Below are 2,341 nucleotides of genomic sequence, written 5' to 3'. Positions count from 1 at the left end.
ATCCCATCCCGTCCCTGCCAACGCGTTCCCCACGTTCCAGACCTTGCCGCGGTGAAAGAAACGCAGCGGATCGGCACGCCCGCGCTACCAAATAGGCCCCGAAACAAACTCTGGTGAATAGGAACGGTTAACTGTCTTCAGCGACAGGGCGTCTCCCGCATCTATCTTCACCTTGATGTTGATGTCATTGACGCTGCACTTGCGCCGGCCAACGAATTCGCACCCGAGGGTGGCCTATCGCCGAAGGACATCATCGATATCATTGCCGCTGTCGCGGAGCAGTTCACGGTCGCGGCTGCCACCGTCGCATCCTATGACCCCACATGGGATCACAAGGATTGCATCCTCCAGGCAGCTACTCAGTTTCTCATCACAGTAGCATCAACGCGCTCGTTAGAACCGAACTGACGAATTTCGCGGAACGGGCCTTATGGAAAGCATCGCCACGCAATGGTCCGCTCAGGGTCCAGCCTGTGTGAAAACTCAAACAAGCTCGACTTTGACGCACCATTCGTACAATTTTATGCGTCTGTGCCGAGAAATCCACGGCCCGCTGGGGCTTTCAAGACATGAAATTGCTCAAAGGCGTGGCCTTTCAACGTTTTCACAGCCTCGGTCAAGCCGAGCCATTGAACTCATGCCTCTGAAGGTCAGTTCAGGCCGCCAATGCGGAAGTACGGCTAAGGTCAGGCACGTGCCAGACTGTGAAATCCATCGCTTTATGGGAGTGTCTGATGTGCCTGCTCAAAGCAGACATCTGATGCACCGCGTGGCACTGCCATGCGTCAGGGGCATGAACACGCCGCGGCTTCCGGGGCTATATATCACCCGATGTTGCCCTGAGCACCAGGCGGAGTATGGAATGGAAGAATTGACCGCGAAAACGCAGCTCCACCCAATGACCCGGGAGGCTCTCCAGAACGGGTTTGTCAGTGAGATGATCGCCCGCTCGGGCACGAACCTTCGGGTGCTGAGTGACGAGGAGCGGCGCCAATCCTTGGAAGCAACGCTCGCGGCTCAACCTGTTCCGGGGGACGTCTGGCTGTTTGCCTATGGCTCGCTGATCTGGAACCCGGCCTTCCACTATGTCGAACGGCAACCCGTGTTGATCCGAGGCTGGCATCGACAGTTCTGCTTAGCCACCCCGATTGGACGCGGGACGCCGCAACACCCCGGTCTGGTTCTGGGACTGGATCGCGGCGGCTCCTGCCGGGGCGTAGCCTTTCGCATCGCTCGTTCCGAGGCAGAGGCTGAGCTCGAGTTGGTCTGGCGGCGCGAGATGGTCACAGGAGCCTATGTCCCGCGTTGGATCAGGCTGCACGGCCCCAATCTCCCTCACTGTATGTCTGGCATCGCCTTCACCATCAACCGCGCAGCGCCGAACTATGTGCGTCCTGTCTCGGAGGCCGCCACGGCCCAGACGATTGCGACGGCGTGTGGGGTACTCGGCTCCTGCCGGGATTATCTCTTCGACACGATTCACGGCCTGAAAGGATTCCAGATCCACGACGACCACCTCGACCGGATCGCACGCTTGGTGCGAGAGTACCGGGACTGAGCAATCGCCAGCCTAACTCAAGGCAGAGCACACACTGACATGCACACACAGGTACCGTTGAGACAACTCCGAGGGAGATCAACCTCGCGGCTGTGCTTGACCACCTCCCACTTAAACAAAACCAGCGAGTGCGTGCGGCACGTAGGGCTCTTCCAGGGCCGCTATCTCCTCCGGTGACAGCGTGAGGGACAGGGCAGCCACGGCATCCTCCAAGTGCTGCGGTTTCGAGGCGCCGACAATCGGCGCGGTCACGACCGGCTTGTGCAGCAGCCACGCCAATGCAACCTGCGCTCGGGGAACGCCGCGACGAGCTGCGATCTCCGCCACCCGTTCCACCACCCGGCGATCGGCCTCCGCCGTCTGGGCGTACAGCGACTTGCCGAACTCGTCCGTTTCCGACCGGGCGCTGGTCTCATCCCAGTCTCGGGTCAGGCGGCCGCGGGCAAGCGGGCTCCAGGGAATGACCCCGATCCCTTCCGCCTGGCACAGACGCAGCATCTCCCGCTCCTCCTCCCGGTAGAGAAGGTTGTAGTAGTTCTGCATCGACACAAACCGCGTCCAGCCATTCAGGTCGGCCGTGTAGAGCGCCTTGGCGAATTGCCAGGCATACATGGATGATGCCCCGATATACCGCGCTTTGCCGGCTTTGACGACGTCGTGCAGCGCTTCGAGTGTTTCCTCGATGGGTGTCGCATAGTCCCAGCGATGGATCTGGTAGAGATCGACATAGTCGGTGCCGAGCCGGCGCAGGCTGTTGTCGATCTCGGACATGATCGCAAGGCG

At 60.4% G+C, this 2,341-nt stretch carries 3 protein-coding genes; 2 read left to right on the top strand and 1 reads right to left on the bottom strand.

Annotated elements, in window-relative coordinates; translation table 11 throughout:
• Positions 1–117: 117 nt before the first annotated feature.
• Both FS320_RS51285 and FS320_RS46750 read left to right on the top strand, forming a co-directional pair.
• Positions 118–408 carry an arginase family protein gene (locus tag FS320_RS51285; RefSeq protein ID WP_162003609.1) on the top strand — a complete coding sequence of 97 codons (291 nt, stop codon included), beginning with the start codon at positions 118–120 and terminating at the stop codon, positions 406–408.
• Between the two features lie 454 nt (positions 409–862).
• A complete protein-coding gene (locus FS320_RS46750) occupies positions 863–1,558 on the top strand; it encodes a gamma-glutamylcyclotransferase (RefSeq protein ID WP_162003608.1) in 696 nt (231 codons plus the stop codon).
• Between the two features lie 111 nt (positions 1,559–1,669).
• Here FS320_RS46750 and FS320_RS41875 read toward each other — a convergent pair.
• Positions 1,670–2,341 (bottom strand): aldo/keto reductase (locus FS320_RS41875; RefSeq protein ID WP_152718453.1); only part of this gene is annotated, 672 nt, incomplete at its 5' end.

Origin of the sequence: Microvirga tunisiensis, assembly GCF_009296175.1 — a bacterium.
Lineage (GTDB): Bacteria > Pseudomonadota > Alphaproteobacteria > Rhizobiales > Beijerinckiaceae > Microvirga > Microvirga tunisiensis.
Note: the sequence above shows the minus strand (reverse complement) of the source record. Positions and strands in the feature narration are given on the sequence as shown.